Source organism: Prosthecobacter sp. (assembly GCF_044227185.1).
In the GTDB taxonomy this organism is placed as follows: domain Bacteria; phylum Verrucomicrobiota; class Verrucomicrobiia; order Verrucomicrobiales; family Verrucomicrobiaceae; genus Prosthecobacter.
Map to the genome: position 1 here is coordinate 292,717 of NZ_JBGAFO010000011.1, position 23,440 is coordinate 316,156.

Below are 23,440 nucleotides of genomic sequence, written 5' to 3' on the forward strand. Positions count from 1 at the left end.
CGCTCCAGCTTTTAAGGCGTTGAGAGGCTCTCCACCAGCTTTTGTGCCTTGAGGGTGTTCGGGTGGTCCTTGCCCAGCACCTTCAAGCGCCCATCGTATGCGCGCCGGGCATAAGCGAGGGCTTCCGCGGTTTTCTTTTCCGCCTGCAGGCACAGCGCCAGGTTGTAGCAGTTTTGCAGCGTGTCCACATGCTCCGCACCGTACACCCGCTCCCGGATGGCGAGCACCGCGCGGTGCTCCTGCTCGGCCTCGTCCGCCTGGCCTGCATCCAGCAGCGCCTTGGCGAGCTGGCTCCTGCTGCTCAGTGTGTTGAGATGCTCCGGCCCGAAGGCATGGGCCTGAAGTGGAATCAGGCCGCGGTTCACCTGCACGGCTTCGGCGAATTTTTCATTGTAAACCAAAACGGAGGCCAGAATGCTCACGGCGTAAAGCGTGGTGCTGTGTTCAGGGCCGAGGCGGCGCACGCTCACGGGGATCACTTCGCGGATGATGGCCTCGGCTTCGGCATATTTTTCCGCATGGATCAGGATCGTGGCCAGGCTGCAGCGCGCCTGCAGCGTCTGACGGTCATCCGGCCCGCTCATCTTCTCACGGCTCGCGACCACCGCGCGCTGCTCCTGCTCCGCCGCGGCATATTTCCCGAGTTCCAGCAGGCAGGTCACCAGCCCGCTGCGTGCCAGCAGGGTGTCGTGGTTTTCGGCGCCGAGCAGTCCTTCTTCCAGGCTGATCAAGCCGCGGAGTTCCAGCTCCGCCGCAGCGTGGCGGCCCTGCGCCATCAGGGCGCGGATGCGCGTGCCCTGGTCGAGAACGTAGTCACGCAGCTCGGCGCCGGAACTCTGGGCCAGAACGGGGCGCAGATTCCGCAGCAGTGTATCCGCCTCGGACCTCTTTTCCCGTTTCATCAAGAGTCCTGCCAGGGCGATCTTGGCGCGCAAAGTGTCAGAATGCGCAGCTCCGAGCTTCGCCTCACAGGCCGACACCTGCGCCCGTGCCGCCTGCTCTGCCTCCGCGTCTTTGCCGGCCTCCTGCAGCGGCTGCCTAATCCTGGTGTCCTCTGCCCGGATACCCCACGCGATGAGAAGGAAGAAGGTGAAGATGAGATAGAGGTTCATGCCAGAACGACGCATCATTAGACGTCATTTTTATGAAAAGTGTCAATGTCTGAATAGGTCAATAAGGATATTGTGGTGGTCATCGGGAAATATAAAACTTTTTTGGTCACAATCCCAGCCGTGAGGAGTACTGGAGGCGAGATCCCGCAGCGCGCGGCTTGATCTGAACCCATTTTATCCAGCAGACGACCATGAAACACCCGATCTACCACCCGGACGATGTGCCCGTCAACCTACCGCCTGCCCAGAGCGCCGAAGTGACCACCCGCGTCGGCTTGATCAAACCCACCGCAACCCCTGCGGCGGAGGCTGAGATTGGAATTCAGGGTTGTCAAACTTGGCCCGTTCTGCAAGCATTTACATAAATACACCTATATCCACAGGGCTGTCTGCCGTTTTTTCAGACATCCGGCTCCCTTGGCGAGAGATCCAACCCTATGCATTTCACTTCCATTAAAAAGGCATTTTATTTCACGCATGGCAGGTTTTCCCGAATCTGGCTGCTGTTTCTGGTGATGCCGTATCTGTCCTCATGCACCACCACGCACACTGCGGGGTTGATCAAAAGCGGGCCGATGGATTTTGACCTGGAGAAACGGGTGATGTGGGAAACGAAGCTGAGCGGCACCGCGGTTGGGGTGGTGGGCGGGATGGTGGCAGGGGCTCTGGTGGGGGGATTGATCAGCGCCGCGACCGGCGGCATGGGCGGCACCCAGCAGGCGGGACTCATTGGAGGCACTGCCGCCGCCGGCGCGGTGGCGGGCGGCTTTTTCGGCTACCAGAAAGGCAAGGAGAAAGGCCAGAAGATCGTGGCGACGGCCAAGGAGAAAGAGCAGTTCCAGCGGCTGGTGCAGGGCGCGAAGGAGTACAACAGCAAGGTGGCCGGCTACAATGCAAACCTGCGCCAGCAGCTCGCGGACGCCAAAAAGGCGAAGGACAAGAAGAAGCTGACCGCGCTGAGAAAAGACGCCGGGAGCAAGCTCCAAAGCGTCAGTGCCAGAATCCATGACCGCAGCGCCTTAGTGGAAAAGATCGTTCCCGAATCCCGCGCACCGTACTCGAAGACTGTGCCTGAACTCGAGAGAGAGCAGAACAAACTGAAGAAAACCCTTCAAGACATTGGTGCGGCCGAGGCCCCCATCAGCCTCTAAGACCTGAAAGCCCATGTTCCTCCTTCGTCTCGGCGGCGTTTTACTTTCCCTTTTCCACGTTTCCTGCGTGGCCGGAACTTCGCTGGTGAGCGATCTGAACCGCCAGAGCCGCGGCCTGCAGCTCGAGGCGCTGCGAGAGAACGAAACCGGGAAACAAATGCTCGCGGACCGAAACCGGCTGGCGGCGGAGCTGGCCGGTGGAGAAGAGAAGGAGGAAGCGCCGCGGCACGCGGCCCCCTTTTTCCCACCAGAACCGGCGCGCGGCCAGCCGAGATACGCGGAGCCTCAAATCAACGCCTCCTCCGCATGCAAGGCCGAGGGGTTGTGAGGGAAGGCCGATGCCAAACCCAGGCCGCCGGGTGAGGGCGTGCGACAGACTTTCGAAAACACACTTTTGAGTCACAAAGAAAATCCCCCAGCGCACTTGAGTCAGAACCCAGCAATCCATCCATGAAGAAACAATCCATCTCCCTGTCCTTCCTCGCCTGCCTCGTTGCATTTTCCCTCGTCAGTTGTGTCAGCGGCCCCATGTACCCTGAGGTGAAACAGGCCGGCCACCTCACGCCGAAAGCGGGCAAAGGACTGGTGGTGATTTATTGCCCCGGCGGCTTTGCGGGAAAGGCGGCCAAGATGCCCGTGTGGGTGAATGACCAGATGCTGCCGAAGCCCTACATGCGCAGAGGGGGCTTTTACACCTATGACGCGGCTCCGGGGGCTGTGACCTTTTCAAACACGCCGCCCAAAACCAAAGGCCAGATCGGCAGGAGCATTGTGGCTGGTGCCGTGGGCGGCACCGTGGCGGGTGGTCCCATCGGCACCGTGGCAGGTGCAGTGGGCGCCGCGGTCGGGGCGACGATTGGCAGCGCGCTGGCTCCCAGCAGAAAAGTCACCACGGTCAATGTCAGCCCGGGCCATGTCTATTATCTCAATACGTGGGGGCGCTATGTGAAGCAGACCACCAGGGAGGAGGCGGAGGAAGAGTATGAGCTGACGGAGTGCCACTGGCTGAACTCCTCCCAAAGATGACCGCCCCACCCCGGTGCCTGCGAAAACGACGCAGGCCCGGCTTTTCCACCGCGAGCCTCAGCGCCTCCCGTGCCTGCGCTGATGCCCGCCTCGTTTGATCATTCATCTCCCAGGGACCCGCATGAAAGGTGACAGTGAAATTCGAGCCCAGCTCCATGCTTTAACGCGGGAGCCTTGGTTTGAACTGATCATTGCCGACCTGGCCCAGGAGATCCCGGAAAACGAGGTGAATGAATTCACCGTCCTCAATGCGGCGGCCCTCTGGATTCAGCGCAATGTGGACCCTACCAGTGCCCAGGAGGCGCTGGCGAAGTTGTTTCTGGGCAGGCCCATGCTCATTCTCTCCCGCATGCTGCCGCAGGCGGACGCGGAGGACGTCGCCTCGCGGGCCCTGCTGGAGTTCCTGCGCAAATGGCCCACCGAGTCCCAGCGCCCGAAGGCCAATGCCACCTACCTGCTCAGGCTCATCGCCATGAACCGCGCGCGGGACGCCATCCGCCGCCAGAACCGCCAGCGCACCGAGCCTCTGGATGATGAAACGGCCGGACGGGTGGATCCGAGCGCCCAGACCCATGAAGCACCGCAGTTCAGTGATGAGATGATTGCGGCGCTGAATGAATGCATCCAGGCCCTGCCGCAGCCGGAACGCGAGCTGATCGCCGACTTTCACATCAACGGCCTGGACTACCAGGGAATCGCCCGCCTGCACGGGCTCACGGAGGAGGCCGTGCGGCAGCGCACCAGCCGCATCCGCCGGCTGAAGCTCAAGCCCTGCATTGAATCCAAGCTGCCTGCCGCATGAATTTTTTTGTCACATCGGCTGCCAGCCGGCGCCTTCGAGCCGGAGTCTTATCATTTGATCCACCATGAACCTTTCTGAAGAACGCCTTCTGCAGATGCTCCAGGAGTGGGGCCGGAGGGAGCGTGAACGGCTTGAACTGGACCGCCCCCCCGCTCCTGAAGAGGAGCGGGCCGGTGGCAGCATCGCCCCGGCCTCTGCGCCAGCGCCCCGCGCTGAAAAACTGACGCCTCGCCGCGTCGTCTGGTTCTCGGCTGGCATCAGCGCGCTGGCGGCCTGCATCGTCACCATGATGACGTTGTGGGTGGCGGTGCCCGGCGGGACCACGCGCGAATACGCGCCGCGCACGGCGGCGGTGAAGGCGGAGCAGACGCGGCTGGCGGCCACCGCCTCCTTTGCCAAAGGCTGGCGGCGCGCTGGCATGGTGGTCAGTGTCAGTGACTACTCGGCCTTCCGCTCGGCGGCCTTGCCGGATCTGGACCTGGCCCTGCCGGATGCGGCTGCGGCGCGCCGTGTCATGCACACGCAGATGCGCGCCCCGCTGGAAAACATATTGTCCCTGAGCAACCGCGCCGCGTCGGAGGTTGCAGTCATGTCAGGCATCCGCTGGCTGAGCCAGTTCAACCAGCCCAACGACCTTGTCGTCATTCATGTGGCCTGCCACGCTCTGGTAGGGCCTGATGGCCGGCTGCGCCTGGTCTTGAGCGACTCGCGGGACGAAAAGGGGAAGGTGACCGGCCTGCCTGCCGAAGACATGCTGCGTGAGCTGGAGTCCCTGCCCGGCATGGTCATCCTGGTGGCGGACACCTGCCACAGCGGTGCGCTCGCGCAGGTCAGGCTGGCGCCGCGGCATGCCATCGTGGCCTCCGCGGGGGAAAAGGAGCTGGCGTTCGATTCCGTTTTCGGGAACGCGTGGCTGGGCGGTCTGGAGTCTGGCAAGGCGGATGCCAATCTCGATGGCGCGGTGACGCTTCAGGAGGCGTTTGATCATGTGATTGCGGAGTTTGCCAGACGTCCCGGTACGCAGCGTCCGCAGCTCCTGCTCGGCAGTCCAGCTCTGGGGAAGGAGGCCGTGCTGGCGCTGCATCCCCAGCTCAGCGCGCTGCTGCCCCAGGCCGGTGCGCCGATGGCGCCGCCAGGTGTGCTCGAGTTCGTGCCAGATGGCGCGTGTGAGCTCTGGCTGGGCGGCCGCCGTCTGGGCGTATGCTCGGCACCGGTGGCGCTGGTGACCGGACCCGGTGTGCAGAGCCTGCGCGCCGTGCGCAATGAGTGGGGCGCGCAGCGTTCCGAATGGGTGGACCCCATGCCGGTGGAGGTGCCGCCCGGCAGGCGTGTGCAGCGTGCCGCGGTGTTTTCCGCACCACGCAAAACCTCCAGTGGTCAGCTCCCCCTGCTCAGCACCAATGCCGATGCCCGGGAGGGAAACCCCTTCCCGCAGATGCAGGCCTTTGGCGATGTGCCGGTGCGCTACGAGCAGCATCCAGACGGCAGCCTCCTGGTCCAATTTCCCAGCGCGCGCCGCGCCGCGCCGGCCGGCATGGTGATGCTGGCCAGCGATGCCGTGACGGGTGTGAACCTCGCCTCCATTCTCGGCGCGGACACCGAAGGAATGGTGAGCCTGACCATTTCCGCCAAGGTGGAAACCGGCACCCTGAAGACCAAGTTTTTCGTTGGTGGCCGCATCTCGGAAAGCCTGAACACACGGCTCGAAACGGAGACCGTCTTGGATGACCGCTGGCAGACCATTCAGATCAAGGTGCCGGCGGCGAAAGCCGACAACGTCGTGACCGGATTTGGCCTCGAAGTGGGGCCTTCGGATTCGGGCGGCGAAAAAATCCTGGTCCGTGATGTCACGTTCCGCCGCTGACCACGAACTCGCAGCGAACAGAAATTGTACCACCCCATCACTCACATGAACAAATCACTGATCACCGCCCTGCTCATGACTCTGTTTGCAGCCATGGCCTCCGCGCAAACCAGTCCGCCCGCGGCACCTGCGCAGGCCCCCGCGCCAGCACAGCCTGCGGCACCGGCGCCGGCGCCGGCTGCGGCTCCAAGCGCGGACGCCGCTGCTCCGGCAAAGACGCCGCTGGAAGTCATGACGGCCAGCCTTGAGGAGGCGCGCCCCAAAACAAAACTGGTGCTCAACTCCTTCAAGGGCCTCGGCATTGATGCGGCCACCCTGGCGAAGTTTCTCGGGGATGAAGAGCCTTCAGGCGCCTGTGACCTGAAAGCCTGGGCGTCTCATGTACCCAGCGGGGTGATGCCCATCCTCTGGGATGACAGCTCCAAGCTTTACAAAGCCAGCCAGGAGGCCTGGAGCGCGGCCTCTCCGGCCATCCAGCGTTTCACCTGGTATTATCTGCGCGCATATTCCGCCCTTCAGCCAGACCTGCGTGCCACTCATTCAGCCGTCGCCGTGGGGCTCGCGGCGAACATTGCCGCTGAAGTGGTCTATCCCGAAAACCTGGCCGTGCTGCCGGACGATGTCGTGGGGCCCGCGTCCATCGTCATGACGCTGCATCTCGTGGACCCGGAATTCTTTGTCAAAGCACGCACCAGCGGCATCGGCGCTGCCACCACCGCCGTCAGCGCGGCGTTTGGAAAACTCTGTGCCGTCGGTCTCTCGCACGAATTTCAGGACATTCACAAGGACCCCGCCGCGCTCGTGCGGATGGCCTGGGACCGCGCCGTGGAGGGAAAGGCCGTCACGCTCGCGCAGATCATCCCTGGGCACCCCACCTCCCAGCAGCGCCTTGCCGAGCAGGCGGCGAAACTGTCCAATCTCACATTGCGCGCCACCATCGAGGCCGCAGTGTGCATCACACGTTACTCGCTGCTGCCCAATGCAGAGGCGCGGGAGCGCTGGCAGGAGCAGTTGAACAACACGCTGAAGTCCCTCACCGCCGAAACGGGCGCGCGCCGCGCCGCTCATCTGGCTCCGCTGTATGACAAAGCCGGCGGCGAATTCACGTCAGGCGACTACACGGCCCTCCGTCCGCTTGCAGTGATGGTCGGGGCCAGCCAGGGCAAGGAATTGTTTGCAGCCTATGCGGACAAAGGCATCGAAGGCGCGCGTGAGCTGCTCGTCGGCAGCCCCGCCTACAAGCAGATGTGCCAGCTCGCGGGGCAGGAGCCCGAACTCCTGCTCATGCCCAAGCCGGAGGTCAGGGCGGAGAGCGTTGTGCTGGGCAACATGACCTTCCGCCATCTGGTGCGCATGGCCGAGGAGCAGGGCGCTCCGCTGAGTGAGAAGCTCACCGTCGAGCTCATCGCCATCATTCCCTCCGGTGATGCGGATCCCATCCGCGGTTTTGACGCCCAGGCCTTCGTCTGCGTCAAGGACCAGGGCTCGGACACTCCCCGCTGGGTGCGGGGGGATGAGGTCATCACCGGCATGAAGGTGCTCTCCCACATGCCGCTGGGAGACCCCCAGACCGGCGCCACCGTTCTCCTGCCCAGCAAGGTGCCCGGTGCTCCGCCCTCCACGGTGCGCCCCACCTTCTGCACCGTCACGGAAGTCAGGATACGTGACCAGGTGAAGGGGACCATGACGCTGAACTTTCAAAAAGGCTGGTCCGTGGTCGTGGCTCTTCCGGAGCATGTGCTGGTGAATGCCGCCGCCACCGGCGTCTGGGTCAGATCCACCAGCCTGGATGCAGGCGTCTTCTCATGGGCGGGAGAGAGCCGTCCCGTGGACGAGCTGAAGACGAACATCATTGATCACAAAACGCCGCGCAAGCTCGTCGATCTCGCGCTCACCCACGAGGAGGATGATCTGGCCCCGATGGCGCACAACTGCGTCATCGCCCGTGCCGGCAGCGACAGCAGCGAGGCCATGACCGTGGAGTGCCGCTCCGGAGACACAAGCCTCGTCGCCGAGGATGAGGAGCTCGCCACCACCACCGGACGCGTGCCGCTCAAAAACGTGGTGGTCAATCCCAATCCCGACCGCGAGGCGCCCAAGGACGCCACCGTCGTCAGCGCCTGGTGGGAGCGTCCGCAGAGCGCCGTCTGGCCCTACCCCCAGTTCACTCCGGGGGAGGCCTGGATCGCCCAGAAGGAGAGCGTCAGGCTCACGCAGGCGATCAAACTCCAGTTGAAGGAGAGCGATGGTGCCATCCGTCCCTTCCTATGCAGCGGGGATACGAAGCTGCTGCTCACCAATGAAAAAGGGGAGGTCACCCGGCGGCGCGCCCGCAACGCGAAGAAAGGCGAGCTCCTCGTGGCTGGATTCGCTGAAGACGGCAAGACCCCGCAGACGGTGGAGGTTGCTGATGACATCGAGCAGGTCGAAATGCCAAAGCAGAACTTCGTCGCGCTTTCGCTCACCAATCTCAGGATTGCCAAGGCCGGGCCGGTGCTGGTGGAATGGAATTCAGAGCAGTTCCACACCTTCAACATTGGGGTCGCCACCGACACCAAGCTCGCGCTCGCCTCCCCCTCCGATGCGGCTGCTCCGGCGCCCAGTGCCGATGCGGATGGCGCCACACCCCAGCCTGCCTTTTTCAAGGTCGCCGACTCCGCGCCCATTTCAGACACAGCGGGCAGACCGCTCGCCGTGTATGACCCCGCGTTGAATGTCATTGCAGCGGGCAGGCTCGGGCAGGCCATCCAGTTCACCCTTTCGCGGCAGCTCGTCATCAAGGCCGGTGGTCAGCAGCTCGTGGTGGCCGGCAGCCAGGCCCTGCTGGTGGCGCATGCAAACGCCGCCGCCTCAGACAATGCCGGCCCGCCTGAGCGGGACGTGGTGCTGGCCTACCAGCTCAAGCCAGAAGACAGCATCTACTTTGCCACAAAAAATGACACCAAGGCCAGGCCGGTGAAGGTGGAGTCCGTGCAGCCCACCTTCAAGGTGGCCGCGCCCATGGCGGAGCTCATTTCCGCTTCAGCGGAGACCTGGCACAAAAATCTCGCGGCCAGTTCGGACACCTGCCTGGCCAACAGCCTGGCCGTGGTGATGGCCGCCCCACGTGGGGTGAGAACGAAGATCGCCAGCATCAAGGACCCAGGCACCGAGCAGGCCGGGCCCGGCGCGGGGACTTTCAAAGGCAACAATGCCGGAACCAGCGCGCGGCTGCAGGAAGTGGACAGCGGGGCTATTCCCAAGCTTGCGGTGGATTCCCCCGAACGCCTGGACCTGCCGCCCATGGCGGTGCAGCAGCTCAAGGACCGCGCCCTTCTCATCAAACGTCAGTTTGAGGGGGAGCGCGGCCAGTTGAAGGCTGTTCCGCGCAGCGGCATGCCTGCCAGGCTTGAGTCAGGGCTCAAGCCCGGCAAATGGCCCTTCAATGTGGATGGCGCGCAACTTGGGAACGAACTCAATGGGTGGGTGACACAGGCTCTGCAACGCCGCGCCGCCTTTCTGGAAGCTCCCACCCTGTCAGACATTCCGGACCTCTGCCTTCAGGACATCGTGCTCGCCAGCTGGCTCAGTGCGGCTGGGGCCAGGGAGTCCGCCAATCTGTTTGCGCGTGATGCCGTGGATTTCGGGCTCTATGCGGGCTTCTCCAAACAGTCGATGAAGGATTTCAAAATGCCCGGCCGCCTCGGCCTCGGCCAGGTGCTCGCCGCCAGCAAGTCCGCCGCCCCCGGCTCAGGAGACTCCAGCTCCTATTCAGTCACCCCGCATGTCTCCAGTGTGATCAAAAGCTGGGCCGAAAGCCTGAAGGCCATCAAGAACACCACCAAGGTCGAAATTCCGGTCGAAGCCCCAGTTCCCAAGGCTGGAATCGTCGAGCTCGATGAAGTGTTCGCGCTCTGGGGCATGCTCGGCGAGCTCAACGACATCGAATGGCCCTCCACCGTGGGCAAGGACTTTGACTCGTGGCTTGATGCCCACAAACCCACAACGCAGGAAAAGGCCAGGTAGGCCCGGCATGGAATCTCCGCCTTCTCCTCTCATGAAACGCCCGCCGCTGTTTGTGCGCTCTGTCTCCGTGCTGCTCTGTCTCAGCGTCGCGTCACAGGCCTTCGCGGAGCGGAACAGCCTCATGAAGCTCGAGTACGGCCTCCGCATTGCCAATGCGCGCGTGATTCCTCCGGCGGATGTGCTCAAGCAGATGGCCGCGGGGCCGGATGGGGGCAAGGCCCGCACGGTGCTGCTTTCCTACTTTGACCGCCGCTGGATCTCCAACAGCCAGGGCAAGCTCACCCCCGCTCTCTTTGATCAGGCCGCCGGTCCCTTCGATGTCTTCGGCGCCGGGTACAAGGATCTGCCAAAACATCTCACCGCCTCGGGCGGACTGCCCAGTGCCGCCCAGGACGGCGACTTTCTGAGCTACCTCCGCCGCAGGCTGCCCGCCAACAGTGTCCGCGATGAGCTGCTGCCGAAGCTGGGCCAGGAGTCTGCCGGCAGTCCGGGAGTCATCGCCAACATGCGCTTTCTCGAAGATCTGGCGCGCGATGGCGAGATGTCCGCCGTCACCACCCATTTCGAAAAAAACTACTGGGATGTCTGCTCCCCTTCGGACGCCGCCGTTTATCAGCCGCTTCTCGCCCAGGGCCATCGCGCCTCATGGCGCGGCATCCGCACGCGCGTCGGCCTGCACGTCTTCGGTCTCGAAGTGGAATCCTGGCCCGGTGCCGGCAAAACCCTTCTCGCGCTCGCTCCAGATTCAGGCAAAGGCATTCCCGCCTTCCTCCGCAAAGCCGCCGGCGAGCTGCGGGCAAAGCAGGCGCTCCGCAGCGGCGCCACCGGCCGCCTGCTGGAGATGCTCGCCGTCGCCTGTGATGCCTCCACCGCCGCCGAGGCCCTCGGGCTCACCGCCGCGAACTGCGATGTGGAATGGTTCGTCTGGTGTCATCAGCAGTCCGGCATCATCAATCATCTTCTCGGCAGCGCCGACGCCGCGCGTGCGCTCACCACGCGCATCATCGCCTTCTGCCAGCCGGATGACGACGAGGTCTTCAGCCGCCTCTTCTCCATGGTGCAGGGGCAGTACTACGACCGCAACAATTTCCCGCGCAGCCTGCAGGACAAGCTCTTCGACGATCTTCTCAAACCCAAGGCCGTGCGCGGTGAAAAAGGCGGCGGCCTCGTGCTCGCGGCCGCTCTCAACGGCGGCTGGCGCGCGGACCACCGGCATGAACTTGCGCTGCACGTCTTCACGCACGGCGAGCCTGACTCACCGGCCTGGAAAAGCGCCTCCACCACGCGGCTCGTCTTCAGCGACTCCGTGTACCGCCACCTGCTCGATGGCGTTTCACCTCCCGCTGTCAAAGCCCACGTGGAGCGCCCCCTGCTTGGTCATCTGCTCATGGAATATCTGCGCCGCTTCAAGGCGGCCAGCGACAATGAAACCGCCATGGACAAGGCCGAGGCGGAGTTCCGGCCGTTGCTCGACCACCTCGGCGACTGCCGCCGTCAGGGCGCGGACCTCTCGCGCAACGCCAGCCTGCGCCAGTTCAAGTCCGCCCTCGCCGAGGCCACGCTGGAAGTGCTCGACACCCTCCAGCCCGGTTCCAGCAACACCGAGCCCGTGCAGCGTTTTGTGCGCCGCTTCAAAATGGCCCTGCGTGTGGACCGCCTCGTGCAGCCGCTCTCTGGTCCCGCCGGCAAGGTGCCGGAATGGGTCACTGAAGTCACCCATGGCATCCGCAGGCGTGTTTTCGATCTGCCAGACTCGCACACCGGCCAGAGCGTTCAGCAGCCAAAAGGGGCCATCCTGCGCTGGGATGAGGGAGCCCTATCCTTCCGCACCGGCGTGCTGAAAGACATCGTCATGGACAGGGACTTCCGCCAGGTGCTGGCAAACAGTCCGCTCGAAGAGCATGTGTTTGAAGAGCTGCTTCTCCCTCTCGCCCGGGTGCATGGTGTGCTGCGCCTGCTCTGCCCCGGCGCGCAGGAAAGCGCCTGGCCTCATGCGGACTGGAGCAAAGGCCAGCCCCGGCGTCTCGCGCAGCTCTTTAAAGTTCTCGACACCGCGGAGTCGCTCGACTGCCATGAAGCTGTGTGCAGCCTCGCGCGGATCACGCATCCGCAGATCTGGCGTACCAAGCCGGGGGAGATTTTTACCGGCGTCTGGAGCATCAATGCCGACCTCCGCGTGCTGCGCTGGCTGCTGGAACAGCAGCAGCCGACCACCGCCGACACCCGGCCCGCCGCCAGCGACATCCAGGGACTCACCCAACTGATCTGGTCCCACTGGCCGGAGGCGGCCGCCAGCCCCGAAATCTGGGAGCAGGCCACCTGGGTGGAGCATCTGCTGACTGCCGGAGAATGGCAGTCTCATCCGTTTAAAATCGATGGCAAGGCCACGGACTGGGACGGCCCGGTGCTGCCACTGCAGGGGCGCAAGCCCTCGCTGCCATTCCGCTTCGTACCCACCAAGGCGCAGCATGCCTCCACCCGCACGGTGGACGGCCAGTTCCGCCTCGTGCTGGTGAGCCGTCTCATCAAGCTGCTCGGTTCTGATGCGGAGCCTGCGCTTCTGGAATTTGTCTGCAACGCCACCGTGCTTCTGCCCAACAGCAAGATCAATGACGCTGGCGGCGGCGAAGGCCGCTCCTACGATGCGCCGAAGCTGGAGATGCTGCAGATGATTCACCAGCGTTTGCAGAGCCAGCCCGCCATCGAGACGGCGGTGCATCTCGTGCGCTGCTACCTGCGCCTGGGGGCTTCGCTGTCTCTGCCGGCGGGGGCCAGGGACAATCCCCGCGGCGGTCTGCCTGAGACTCTGCCCACTCCTGTCGAACTGGTCGCGCGGGTGTTTGCGCCGCATCCGCAGCGGGCGATGGAACGCGGCAGCCTTCTGGAGGAGCTGCGCCGTCTCCTCCTCAGCCGCGAGCGCCGCAATGAGAGCAGCCGGATGGAAATGCTGCGCGAACAGCTCGATGCCGCGCTGGGCAACGCCAAGGCCGACGGCTCCCTGCTTCCCGCAGCGTGGACGGGCGGGGACCGCGACATCATCGCCCGCGACTACGGCGACCGCCTCAAGCAGGTGGGCGAAAACACCGTGCGCGATTTTCTGCGCGTGCGCAGCGACCTCATCGATCTGATCAAGGCTGATCCGGACGGGCTGAATGCAGCCGACGCGCTCCGCGTGCAGCGTTTCTTTGGCTGGGTGGACTGGCTGCTCTTCTTCAGCCGCTCTGACTGGAAGACTGGAAACGGCTACCTCGATCTCCATTCCGCCGGCTCCAAAGGCGGCGACTGGTGGCCCGCGCTGGCTCTCCTCTGCGCAGGCACTCCCCAGGTGCAGGACGTCTGCCTGAAGGGAGACATGATGAAGAACCGCCCGCTGATGCTCGATCTCTTTCGTCTCAATGAGGCCGCGCTCGGCACCCTGGCCGCCATCATGGCGGAAAAAGACGCCGCGCGGCGCAACCAGATGCTGAACTTTGAGCACGAGCTGTTCTGGACCGAGCTCAATCTCGGCATCCTCGCGCGCACGGAGCATCATGACACGGCGGATGCACGCACTCTTTCGGAGAACGCCTTTCACGGCGCCGTCAGAAACATCGCCATCGCCACCCGTTTGCAGAAGGAGCCCGACGACAAGGTGGTGACGGACCGCCTCTTTGTCACCCTCGACTCCAGCCTGCGCAGTGACCGCCGTGGCGAGCCAGTCATCAGCCTGGATGGCGCGGTGCGCCTGGCTGCCGCCTGCGCGGAAGACCAGGGCCTGCCCGCGCAACTGCAGGAAAAAATGCGTGATGCTGCCAACGCCATGAAGACGGCCGCCGCCGGATTCCACGAGGCCGGCCTGCTGGGCGGCGCCGCCACGCCGGGAAAGGTGATGGATCTGCTCTTCCATCTGCATGAGGCCGCCCTGCAGGAGAAGTCCGCGTTCTGGCGCGGCTTTTATGAAAAGGCCCTCACCGTCCCAGGGGCGAAGAGCCAGTCCTTCATCCTGGCGCCTTCCTTCCGCAAGGCGCTGGCGCAGCCCTTCTTCCGTCAGTCGCTCGAAGGCCAGCGCACCGGCATCGACTCCGTGGTGGAGCGCTGGCGCGGCGTGGCCAGCACCGCTTTGCCAGAAAACGGCTGCGCGCTCACCTCTGCCTGCCGCGGCGGCTGGGGGCAGGCGATTGATGACCTGCTCAATGGCGAGGGCCGCGAAGACGCCAAGGCGCCCTTTCTGTGGCAGGTGGTGAATGAGTTTGAAAAAAATCACAGCGACATGCTGAAGAAGCCGCCCCAGGAGTTTCTCACCCTCTCGGCCTGGCTCATGCGTTTCTGGCGTGATGATGATCCGCAGGAGCTGAAGGACTATTTCAATCCGACCATGGAGGTGGCGCAGCCATGACCATGCATCTTCACCGTTGTCTGCTGGTGACGCTCGTGCTGGCGGCCTCATCCGGATTCTCCCAGGAGGCCAAGGCTCCGCCGCGGCTCGTCTCACCGCTTGCCAGAATCCGCAAAGTCTGGAACGGAGCCGTCGCCGACGACATCAAAAAAGGAAAGAAGGACCTGGCGGACATGGACGCGGAAATGCGCAGGCTGGTCCCAGCCGGCTCCGCGCAATCTGCAGCACCTGCCGTGGAGGCCGCGTGGAAATTGAGACCCAAGGCCCAGGCTGCGCTCGATGACCTGATCGGGAAGATCCATGCCTACAACACACTGGCGTATGAATTCAAAGCCAAGAATGCTTCTCCAGATGGACCGCAGGAGGGCGGTGTCATTGATCTGCTCTTCGTCGGCGGCATTCCCCTCGAAGGCAGCCGCTGGGAGAGCCTGCGTCCGCTGCTGCTGCCGGTGAAGCCGCCTGAGTTTGACGAGAAATCAGCGCCGTGGTCCTCCCGCCCGCGTGTTCTCAAGTGGAAGGAGAGCGAGACCAAGGGGATGACCCTCGGCGATCTCGGCTGGGCCACGCCTGAGGCCGACTCCGAGGACTGGAAACAAAAGAGCACGCGCTGGATCTACGACTTCTCCATCCTGCACCTTTGGCTCGCCCAGCCACCCGCGGGGCTGGGCGCGCGGGTGAAATCGGACTGGCTGAAACAGGAGGCCGGTCTGGAGGATGTGGCGCAGTGGAAGCAATCGCCCGATGAGCCGAAGCTCATGCTCAACGGCGACTACCCCTGGATGATCAAACAGCGGCCCGCCAGATCAAAAGCCAGCCGCCTGAGTGAAGTGAATCTTCTCGTCTGCCCGGAGAAACCGGCGGGCGATACGGACGCACTGCTGAAGACACTGGCCATGAAAAACGCCGTGCTGCACTGCCTGGCGGAGTCCGTTCTCGCGCGTGGGCCGGCGCCTGAAGCCGGGCGCTGGCTCGACTGCGCGGCGCATGCCAATCCTCCCTGGACCTGCTTTGAGCCGGAGCGGACCGGCGATGGCGCCGTGGGTGCGTGGAAAGACGCCGTCACCCTCGTTTCCAAAACGGGCAGGCCGTTTCAATTGCAGCATCAGGTGGCCGCGTTTCAGAATGATTTCACCTGGAGGCCGGCCGTGCAGGGCTGGACGGGATACATTCCTTTGCCCGCTAAAAGAGACGCACCAGCCACCACCAGGCCCACCGCCGCACCGGAAGCTCTCAAAGCACCCCCGCGTCCGCTGGACAAGGCCTGGTCCACTCTTTGCGATCTCGCCGCCGGCGAGATCGCCAAAGCCGCGCCGGGTGGCCGTGTGCGGGCGGCTCCGCCCAGGATCGACGGCTGGTGGTTTGCCTTTCCCCAGGAAAACTGGGCGCGTGCGCTGAAGGAGAAGGGGCTCGAAGTGGCGGATGACGGCAAGGCGGTGCAGGTGGTGCTGACGGACATCATGCCAGATGCTGGTATCAGGGCGCAGGCAATGCTCGATGGCAGGGCCGTGGGCGCCGTTTTGGAAGTGGCGCTGCCGGGGCCCTGGCCCGCCACCTTCGCCACGCCCAAGGAATTTTTGCGGGTGGGCCTGCCGCTCGCATGCCTCACGCTGGGGCTGCTGGTCTGGCTGGCGGCCTGGAAATTTCAGCCGCGCAATCAAGGCGACACCTGGTGGCAGTTCTTCAAGCAGTCGCCGCCTGCCGCGGCCTGCCTGCTGGCCCTGGTCTGCACGGGCACGGCATGGGCGCTGTGGTGGGCGGGGCCGGCCCTCACGCCCCTCCTGACTCCGGTGTCAGGCGTGGTGGAGATCGAAGTCGGTGCGCACAAGGCCGTGACTCCGAAGCAGCGGCAGGTGGTGAGAAGCACCTGCGATGAACTTTTCACCGAACTTTCCGGCCACGATTCCTCCGGCGCCTCCACCTGGCTTTCGCGCTGGTGGCGTGCCGTGAAGATCGGCGTGTTTTATGAAAAGGAGCCGCGGCCGACTCTCGCCGCCGCCGACACCACATGGCGCCTGCGGGCTGTGGCCGCCGAGCTCGAGTGGGTGAAACAGGGCCTGCTGAGAGAAGAAAACAGGGCTGATTTTGACAGCGCGCTCAAAGAGCTGGACGAGCTCTACGACGACGGGGAGAAGAACCAAAGCGGACCGAACCTCGGGCCCTCCCTGGCGTCTGGTCCCACCGCCGGTTCCACGCTCGCATTCACGGATGGTGATGACGGCGATCTCCAGGAGCTGCCTTCACTGGCGCACCTCAGGCTTCCCACCGATCCGGTGCTCACCGTGCTGCTGTGCACACCTCCCACCGATCCGCGCACAGCGGTGCAGAGCGACATCGCCTTCCGTCAGCAGCGGCTCAAGGCCTGCTCCACGCGGCTCATGTCGCCCTTTCCACTGGGAGACGGGCTCACGCTGAAGGAGTCGCTCAAACAGTGGCCCGGTGCTGGCAACACGCCACCGTCCGCCGCGAAGGCGCCGCTGAACATGGACACTGTGCGTGCGGAGTTTTGGGGAGGCATTACTGACAAGGACGTTGCGGTCTGGTCCAAGGAAATCACCAGCGCCTTCATCGAGCAAAGCAGGTCTGACAAATCCAAGGACGGCCCCGCGCGGCTGACCACGCGCTTTCAGGGGTGGAGTCGCTGGTGCGTGGTGGCCCTGGCGGCGGTGGGCGGCAGTCTGCTGCTGAGCATCGCCCTGGGCCGCGTGCTGGAATGGCTGCGCCACTTTGCAGCAGGCGGCCGCTCCGTGGCATGGATATATGTGGCGGCGGCGCTGGCCGGCTGGGGGCTGAGCTTTCTGGCGGGCACGGCAGCGCTCGCCGCGCTGGAACCGTGGATCACCAGCTACGGCGGTTCGCTGGCTTCTTCCGCGCGTGTCCTCGCCATCGGTCCCGCAGGGGTGCTGGCGCTGGCGTTTGCATGGCGCAGGCTGCTGCCTGAGGGCAGGAGCTTCTGGGTGCGCAGCAGCCAGGCGGTGCTCCGTCTTGCCTCCCTCGTGCTGGGTTTCATGCTGGCCGTCATGGCCCTCGCCTTCGGCATTCTGCTGCCTTTGAGCGCGCACGAAGGCACCCTGTGGCTGCCCGGTGGCTACAGCTTCGCCCTGCTCCTTTGCGTTCTGCTTGCGGACAGTTCCTTTGTCCTCGCCGCCTGGGGCGCGGGCACCTCGAAGAAAAACGCAAAAGGCGGTCACTCCGCCCGGCGCGCGACGACATGGCAGTAGCCAGGCAACTGTAAAACCGCTAACAATTCACCTCTCAAGACATCCCTGCCTCCCTCATGAATCTTTCCAAAAGCATCAAAATAGGAACCGTCGAAATCAACACGGATGCCTCCATTGATCTGCGCGAGGCCCAGCGCGCATTTGCCAGCCTGGAGGCGGCCATTCAATACAATGAAGAGGACAATCCCTCCGGCATTGTGGGACAAAAGGAGATGATTCGTTTCATGCTCGTGGCCCTCCTCTCCGGTGCGCACGTTTTGCTCGAAGGCAATCCCGGTCTGGCCAAGACAGAGACCTGCAAAAAAGTCGCCTCCCTGCTGGGGGCCTTGCAGTTTAACCGCGTACAGTTCGTACCTGACATGATGCCATCGGACCTCCTGGGTTCGCAGCGCATCGATCTTGATGGCGGCCAGACGAGACAGGTCTGGGCGGACGGCCCCATCTTCGCCAATCTGCTGCTGGCGGATGAAATCAACCGTGCCAGCGCCAAGGTGCAGGCCGCGCTGCTGGAAGCCACGGGAGAAAAACAGGTCAGCCAGGCGGGACGGGGCACCAAGGCACTCCGCACCGCCGTGGAAGTGAAAGCCCTCGAAGGCATCACCAGGATGTTTCGTCAGGAGATTGTTGTCACGCGGCGCTGGCCGCTCGTGTTCAGCACCATGGCCACGATGAACCCCATCGAAATGGAAGGCACTTATGAGCTGTCCGAGGCGCAGCTCGACCGCTTCATGGCGAAGGTGCTGGTGCCCTATCCGAACCAGGAGGAACTGGGAAAAATCCAGAAGCATCAAAAGCGCGATGAAGACCCGCCGCCCTTCGAAATCGCCACCGTGATCTTCCTTTCGATGCTGCGGGACATGCTCACAGGACGCGAGGCGAAGCGTCAGTTCATGGAGCAGAAGCCCGAACTGGCTGAACAAATCCGCTGGCTTGTCTGGTTCAGCCACGCTCGCCCGCTTGGCGGCGGCGCGGATGAAGGCGGCGGCTGGGCGGTGGAGGGCGGGGATCTGGCGGCTTCCGCGCAGGCGCGGGACGTGCGCATGAAACTCAAGGAGTGGGCCCGCAACAGCTCCGGCAACAAGGCTGAACACGAATTCGCCGGCCACATGCTGGAGGCTCTCTCCAGCGATGCCTATCCCGGCGTGCTTTCCGGTTCCAGCCCGCGCGGCATGGAGCGTCTCACGGAGGCTGTCCTCGTCACCGCCTTTCTAAACAATAACATTGACAACGGCTTCGCCTCACCCACGCAGCGTGATCTGGAGTCCGTGCTTCATCCCATCCTGCGGCATCGCATCCGTCTGAGCTCCTCCGCCATTGCCGGCGGCCGGAACTCGGACCAGGTCATTGATGCATTGCAGCATGCCCTGCGCGCCGCCTTCAAATCTTGAGACATCTGAGCCATGACTCTTCCCTCCACTCGTGGTGAAGCTCAGGAGCAGCTCGCGGCCTGGCGCAAGGTGCTGCGCGAGATGACCCAGCGCACGCGCAACTCCCTCAAGCCTCTGCTGGATGCGCCCATGCCGGGAGACACCCGCTCCCGCAGGCTGGTGCCGCGCGGCCCGGATGTGGATGTGCCGCGCACGCTCACCGTGGATGATGACATCGCATGGATCGACCACCGCAGCGTGGCGCAGTCCGCTCATCTTCCTTTTGCCCTCGCGCTGCAGAGCGGCATGCTGCGCACCATCCCCGCCCGGCAGGATGTGCTGGGCGAGTGTGTGACGCTCGTCGATCTCAGCATGTCCATGCTGAGCGATGCGTATGGCGCCATCGACACCGCCTCCATGCAGTCGCCGGTGAACAACAAGATCGCCGCCCTGCTGGCCGCCGCCGCTTGTGCCAATGCATTGGCCGAGGGCTCCGGCTTCGCGCTGCGCTCCGTCTGCATCCGCCGCGGCGGGGGCGTCACCGATGTGCTGCGCGCGCAGCGGCCGAATGGCTTTGCCCTCCGCGTGCTGGACCAGTCGGAGCGGCATCTCATCGATCTGTTTCGCGGGGCGCATCTGCGCGCTGACGAGCCCCACACCACGCTGCGGCAGGGCCTGCAGCATGTCATTCGCGAAGTGCGCGGCAAAGGCGTGGTGATCATCATCTCCGACTTCCTCGAAGGGCATGAAAGCTTCCGCAACGCGCTGCAGGAGGTGATGGTACGCCACAAGGTCGTGCTGCTGGATGTCGCCTCGCTGCGTGATCGTGCCTTTCCCGAGAGCGAGGCAGGGCCGGACCTCTACACCTTTGGCGCGCGCCATCTGGAGGACGGCCTGTTTGAGCGCGCCAATACCTCCTACCACATCAAGGAGTGGAACGCCAAAGTCCGGGCCAATTCGGCGCGCATCGATGCGCTGGTGCATGGCCGCGCGCGCCGTGTCCTGCTGTCCGGGCGCACCTTTCAGGACATCAGCCGCACGGTGCGGTCCGCCCTCGTCACTGTCTCCTAACCGCCACCCGTCATGTTCCGCGTTCTCGATCTCGAATTTCACCTGGGCCAGCCCCAAAAAGCAGACGGCCTGTCCTCGCGCCATCAGGGGCAGGGCATCCGGCCCGCTGATCTCGGCAGGCCGGAGCTCGCCGCCATCCGTGCCGCGCTGAAGTCCGACTGGGACAAGCTGAACACCCTCTGTCTGGCCGCTGACCCCATGGCTCCTGGCAAGGATGTGCTGTGCCTGGTCAATCCACGCTTCGGCAGTGAACTCATGGAGCTTTCCGAAAGTCCGCGCTGGCGTGAGGAACTGCGTGAGGGACTGGCAGCGGATGATGCGCTGCTGTTTCCGGACAAGCAGAAGAAAACCCGGTGGCGTCTCTGGGGTGGCGGCCGCACACCATCCGGCGCGGAGCAGGAAGAATATGCGCCGCCACCGGCGGCGCCCGAGGCGGTGCTGTTTGCCGCGCTGGATGTGGTGTTCCCACCCGGTGTGCATCCCAAGGCGAAAGATCTCGAAGAAATTCAGGCGACGCTGGCCCGGCTGCGGAGCACGATTAACGTTTCGAGCGACAAGCTGGGCAAGCGCGTTCCCATCCCCCTGCTGCCGGATCTGAATGGTGGTGCCATCCGCCGTCTGCTCAGCGTCGGCTCGGGCTGGCCCGCGGCGCTGGAGGAAATGCTGGACCAGGATGCGGAACTGCTGGCAAGTTTGAAGGACACCTGCGCGGAAAAGCCGCGCCCCGCTTCCGAGCAGGGATTCACCGGCGAAATCTGGACACCCAGATCGGAAGAGATGCTGCACGGCGCGCTGGCACTGGAGGCCGCACAGAGGGCCGCTTCCCAGCGACGCGAAGGTCTCGGCGCGGGCATTTCCATGGCCACCTGGCTGGCCGCGTTTGAGGAGACGGTGGAAGGACCTCTGCGCAGGCTGCCGGATGCCCGACTGCAGCGAGTGCGCACCTTCAGCCTGGCGGCGGCCAATGCCCAGGATGGACTCTGGGTGGGCGTGACCGCGCCTGGTTTTGTGCGGCTGGAAGTCATTGCTTCAGGTGTGTCGGGGTTGAAGCTCGTCGCGGACTGGCTGCCTTCGGAAAATCATCCCAGGGCGGCCAGCCGGCTGCTTGCCCTTTTGAAGAAGGCCGGACGCTATCCCGCACTCGGAACGGTGCGCCATCTGGCGCAGGCCTGGGCCGCGCTGGCTCCCATGAAGCCCTGGCCGGAGCTGGTGGCCTCCCTGCCATGGGCCAGTGCCAGCACGCTGGATGAACTCGCCTGCCACGGCGCGGAGCTCAACCATGCGGCGAACGCCGATGATCAGACATTGAACGCCGTGCTCGATGCCCTGCCCTCCGTCATGCTGGCCGCTCAGTGGCCCGGAGCTTTGGAAAACGCCAGACAAGTTTTCATGGCCTTGAGGCCGGCGGGAGAACGGCTGGAAAAGAGTCTTCAGGTGATTATTGACAGATTGCAGAAGAGTCCGGATTTCACCGTCAGTCATTTGAGTGACGTGGTGCTGCTGGCGCGGCTTTCCGGCCAGTCCGGAAGTGTGCTGGCCATCGCGCAGGAAGTTTGTCTGCTGGGCCGGCGCTTTGGCTGTCCGCCGGAGCTCGCACGGGGACTGCTCGCAGGCCTGGTTTCCGGTGCCATGCTGGAAGATGAAACGGCGCGGCAGCTTGGCAATCTCTGCCGCCGCGTGCTCAGCCAGGCGGGCAGCCACCATATCCGGCTGCGTGAGGCCCTGTCACAGCTTTTGCAGCCGCTGCTCCTGACCTGCCAGCCATTCGGCGGATTGGGCGAGTTTTTGCTGGAGGCCATCGCCAGTCATCTCCGCAGAGAGGCACCGTCCGATCTGCCGCAAAGCTGGACGCCCCCCGCGGACCTGAAAGCTGAAGCCTGGCTGGCGGCACTGCCCGCATTTTCGGAGCTCGCTGTGCAGATGGGCAGCCCGCGCTGGCCGGTGGAGCAGCTTCATCTCCTCTGGGGCTGGCTGGAGGCGCCGCAGCCGCTGGCCGTGCCCGCCGAGGCGCCAGGCGTGTTTTATCTCGCTCTCGAATCCTGGCTCGAAGGCCAGGAGTTCACGAACGGAGCGAACGCAAATCTGAAAAGCCTCGCGGATCAGGCCACGCGCTTGCAGTTTCTCCGCCTCCTTCACTCGGCCCATGCGGTGGCGGACGAGGCACGCTCCTCCTGGATCAAAGCCCACTCAAGCCTGGTGCCGTGGGGCGGGCTGGGACGCGAGTGGCTCTCCATCTGTGTCTCCGCCAGCTCTGAAGCGGAGGCGGCGCATTTGTGGTGCAGAGGCCTGAAAGTGCTCACGCTGTGGGGCCGGCTTGGCAGCACCTCCGCCTGGTTGACCGAGCTGGGCCATGAGGTGCCGTGGTGCCGGCCTGCATGGCGGGAACTCGTGCCCGCGTTCGTGGAAAATGACGACGGCGCCTGCCCGCCGCAGGTGGCCGAAGAGGTGGTCAGGGAGCTCTTCACCGTTCCCCATGAAGACAGCGCAAAACTGCAGCGCTGGAGACGCCTGCTGTGGCTGCTGCCCGCGGAAATGCGCAGGACGCACAGCGTGGCCGCCAGCATTGAAACCTGCACGGCAGGTGCTGTTTGCGCGGGCACCAGCGACGCTTTCCTTTCCGCGGAGAGCGTCCTTTCAGAACTCGGAGGCTGCATGCTGGCGGAGGATGATCAGAACCACGCAAAGCGGTGGGCGGCCCTGCTGCCGCAGGAGGCGGCACATGCGCCGGCACGGCTCACCCTGCGCTCGTCCTTCCTGACACGCAGCCTTCTCAAAAACACCCGGCAGGATCTTTTCCTGCAGCGTCTGGTTTCATTCTGGCCCGAACTCGTGAGCCGCTTGTTCGCGGCCTCGGAGCCGGTTCTGTTTGATGTTGAGATCTGGCAGTTGATCAAGCATGCGGGGGCTCCGGAGGACGACTACAAGCGCCAGGCGGCCGTGCGCCTCGTCACTGACATCTCCCGCCTTCCAGTCGGAGAGGCGGCGGGTGCACTGCTGCGGCTGCTGCGCGTGCTGCCAGAGGCCAGACGGCAGGTGCTGGATCACGCCACCCTGCTGCGCTCCCTGCTCACGTGGATGCTCTCCCGCCCCGGCGCCAGACCCGCATGGACCACGCTTTCCGAACTGCTGGTGGACCCCGTTTCAGAAAGCCTCGCCCTCGGAGTGGCCGCGGATCACCTGCAGAACACCAGCGGAAAAGTCTCCGCCGCAGATCTGGAGTTTCTGGCCACGCTGCGTCCGGCTCTTGTCAAAGTGCTGCCGGAGCTGAAGTCGAAAGTGGGCGAGGAAGGGCTGCGCAATCGTCTGCTGACCACCGTGCTTTGCACGCCGGGCTCGCAGATGAGCGTTTCCTGGCGCCGCCATGTCGCGGATGAATTTCACGCTCTGCTGCACATCCGTCCCGAGGAGGCAGCGGCCATTGCCCGGCTCTCTCCGCTATTGTCCTAGCC

13 protein-coding genes are annotated in these 23,440 nt (G+C 64.3%); 12 read left to right on the forward strand and 1 reads right to left on the reverse strand.

Going from position 1 to position 23,440, the window contains the following annotated elements; all coding sequences use genetic code 11:
- Positions 1–11: 11 nt before the first annotated feature.
- Complete coding sequence (locus ACILSQ_RS24280; RefSeq protein ID WP_395746265.1) at positions 12–1,112, reverse strand: tetratricopeptide repeat protein; 1,101 nt, start codon at positions 1,110–1,112, stop codon at positions 12–14.
- A gap of 191 nt (positions 1,113–1,303) precedes the next feature.
- On the opposite strand from ACILSQ_RS24280, the gene ACILSQ_RS24285 reads away from it, so the two are divergent.
- The 12 genes from ACILSQ_RS24285 (at position 1,304) to ACILSQ_RS24340 (ending at position 23,438) form a co-directional block, all read left to right on the forward strand.
- Entirely contained in the window at positions 1,304–1,477 is a 174-nt protein-coding gene (locus ACILSQ_RS24285) for a hypothetical protein (protein WP_395746266.1), read from the forward strand.
- Between the two features lie 72 nt (positions 1,478–1,549).
- Entirely contained in the window at positions 1,550–2,263 is a 714-nt protein-coding gene (locus tag ACILSQ_RS24290; protein ID WP_395746267.1) for a hypothetical protein, read from the forward strand.
- Positions 2,264–2,276: 13 nt separating this feature from the next.
- On the forward strand, positions 2,277–2,591 hold the full coding sequence (locus tag ACILSQ_RS24295; protein WP_395746268.1) for a hypothetical protein: 315 nt from the start codon (positions 2,277–2,279) through the stop codon (positions 2,589–2,591).
- Between the two features lie 122 nt (positions 2,592–2,713).
- On the forward strand, positions 2,714–3,289 hold the full coding sequence (locus ACILSQ_RS24300; RefSeq protein ID WP_395746269.1) for a hypothetical protein: 576 nt from the start codon (positions 2,714–2,716) through the stop codon (positions 3,287–3,289).
- Between the two features lie 121 nt (positions 3,290–3,410).
- A complete protein-coding gene (locus ACILSQ_RS24305; protein WP_395746270.1) occupies positions 3,411–4,091 on the forward strand; it encodes an RNA polymerase sigma factor in 681 nt (226 codons plus the stop codon).
- 64 nt (positions 4,092–4,155) lie between these two features.
- The gene (locus ACILSQ_RS24310; RefSeq protein WP_395746271.1) at positions 4,156–5,955 is read left to right on the forward strand and encodes a hypothetical protein; all 1,800 of its coding nucleotides are present in this window, start codon (positions 4,156–4,158) and stop codon (positions 5,953–5,955) included.
- Between the two features lie 45 nt (positions 5,956–6,000).
- The gene (locus ACILSQ_RS24315; RefSeq protein ID WP_395746272.1) at positions 6,001–9,960 is read left to right on the forward strand and encodes a hypothetical protein; all 3,960 of its coding nucleotides are present in this window, start codon (positions 6,001–6,003) and stop codon (positions 9,958–9,960) included.
- Positions 9,961–9,991: 31 nt separating this feature from the next.
- The gene (locus ACILSQ_RS24320) at positions 9,992–14,335 is read left to right on the forward strand and encodes a hypothetical protein (RefSeq protein ID WP_395746273.1); all 4,344 of its coding nucleotides are present in this window, start codon (positions 9,992–9,994) and stop codon (positions 14,333–14,335) included.
- The gene (locus ACILSQ_RS24325) at positions 14,332–17,553 is read left to right on the forward strand and encodes a hypothetical protein (protein WP_395746274.1); all 3,222 of its coding nucleotides are present in this window, start codon (positions 14,332–14,334) and stop codon (positions 17,551–17,553) included. The genes ACILSQ_RS24320 and ACILSQ_RS24325 overlap by 4 nt, the downstream gene beginning before the upstream one ends.
- A 56-nt stretch (positions 17,554–17,609) precedes the next feature.
- The gene (locus ACILSQ_RS24330; protein ID WP_395746275.1) at positions 17,610–18,941 is read left to right on the forward strand and encodes an AAA family ATPase; all 1,332 of its coding nucleotides are present in this window, start codon (positions 17,610–17,612) and stop codon (positions 18,939–18,941) included.
- 12 nt (positions 18,942–18,953) lie between these two features.
- A complete protein-coding gene (locus ACILSQ_RS24335; protein WP_395746276.1) occupies positions 18,954–19,991 on the forward strand; it encodes a hypothetical protein in 1,038 nt (345 codons plus the stop codon).
- A 12-nt stretch (positions 19,992–20,003) separates the two neighbouring features.
- Positions 20,004–23,438 (forward strand): hypothetical protein, encoded by a 3,435-nt coding sequence (locus ACILSQ_RS24340; RefSeq protein ID WP_395746277.1) that lies wholly within the window; start codon positions 20,004–20,006, stop codon positions 23,436–23,438.
- The last annotated feature ends 2 nt before the right edge of the window (positions 23,439–23,440 follow it).

Bases quoted from the DNA above. Each gene is read 5' to 3' on its own strand.
- ACILSQ_RS24280 (WP_395746265.1), bottom strand. From the start codon at position 1,112: ATGAACCTCTATCTCATCTTCACCTTCTTCCTTCTCATCGCGTGGGGT.
- ACILSQ_RS24285 (WP_395746266.1), top strand. From the start codon at position 1,304: ATGAAACACCCGATCTACCACCCGGACGATGTGCCCGTCAACCTACCG.
- ACILSQ_RS24290 (WP_395746267.1), top strand. From the start codon at position 1,550: ATGCATTTCACTTCCATTAAAAAGGCATTTTATTTCACGCATGGCAGG.
- ACILSQ_RS24295 (WP_395746268.1), top strand. From the start codon at position 2,277: ATGTTCCTCCTTCGTCTCGGCGGCGTTTTACTTTCCCTTTTCCACGTT.
- ACILSQ_RS24300 (WP_395746269.1), top strand. From the start codon at position 2,714: ATGAAGAAACAATCCATCTCCCTGTCCTTCCTCGCCTGCCTCGTTGCA.
- ACILSQ_RS24305 (WP_395746270.1), top strand. From the start codon at position 3,411: ATGAAAGGTGACAGTGAAATTCGAGCCCAGCTCCATGCTTTAACGCGG.
- ACILSQ_RS24310 (WP_395746271.1), top strand. From the start codon at position 4,156: ATGAACCTTTCTGAAGAACGCCTTCTGCAGATGCTCCAGGAGTGGGGC.
- ACILSQ_RS24315 (WP_395746272.1), top strand. From the start codon at position 6,001: ATGAACAAATCACTGATCACCGCCCTGCTCATGACTCTGTTTGCAGCC.
- ACILSQ_RS24320 (WP_395746273.1), top strand. From the start codon at position 9,992: ATGAAACGCCCGCCGCTGTTTGTGCGCTCTGTCTCCGTGCTGCTCTGT.
- ACILSQ_RS24325 (WP_395746274.1), top strand. From the start codon at position 14,332: ATGACCATGCATCTTCACCGTTGTCTGCTGGTGACGCTCGTGCTGGCG.
- ACILSQ_RS24330 (WP_395746275.1), top strand. From the start codon at position 17,610: ATGAATCTTTCCAAAAGCATCAAAATAGGAACCGTCGAAATCAACACG.
- ACILSQ_RS24335 (WP_395746276.1), top strand. From the start codon at position 18,954: ATGACTCTTCCCTCCACTCGTGGTGAAGCTCAGGAGCAGCTCGCGGCC.
- ACILSQ_RS24340 (WP_395746277.1), top strand. From the start codon at position 20,004: ATGTTCCGCGTTCTCGATCTCGAATTTCACCTGGGCCAGCCCCAAAAA.